Source organism: Streptomyces thermovulgaris (genome assembly GCF_002155915.1).
In the GTDB taxonomy this organism is placed as follows: Bacteria; Actinomycetota; Actinomycetes; order Streptomycetales; family Streptomycetaceae; genus Streptomyces; species Streptomyces thermovulgaris.
Genome location: NZ_MUME01000453.1, coordinates 1 through 447, shown reverse-complemented (window position 1 = coordinate 447; position 447 = coordinate 1). Strand labels below are relative to the sequence as shown.

Below are 447 nucleotides of genomic sequence, written 5' to 3'. Positions count from 1 at the left end.
GCGTCCAGCACCCGGTCGGCCACCATGTCCATGGCCGTGTCGAGGTCCAGCTCCTGCCAGGCGGTGCCGTACGGGGGGCGGTACAGCACCTTCCGCTCACGCTGGGGGCCGGTGACGAGCTGCTTGCTGGCCGACCCCTTGGGGCACAGGCGGCCCCGGGAGACCGGGCTGTCCGGGTTGCCCTCGATCTGGACGACCCGCTCGTCCTTCACATAGACGCGCTGGGAGCNNAGCCCCGCCGAGCGCCGGGACTCGGCCGCCTTGCCGCGCCCCAGCCGGTCCGCTCCCGTGATCTGCCGGTACACCGGCCACGCGCCGATCCACCGTTTCAGGCCCATCGCCTGCTCCTTCTTCGGGGCGTCCACCGGTTTCGACGCTAACGCGGGGACGGGCGCGCGCAAGTCGGCGGCGCGGGCTCCGGGGGATCCGGGGGACGGGGGTCCCGGT

The 447-nt window shown here is 73.9% G+C and carries 1 pseudogene; it reads right to left on the bottom strand.

The annotated features are described in order from the left end of the window. Nucleotides 1-224: pseudogene (locus tag CCN35_RS26220) on the bottom strand (hypothetical protein); the annotation flags it as partial. Nucleotides 225-447 lie beyond the last annotated feature (223 nt).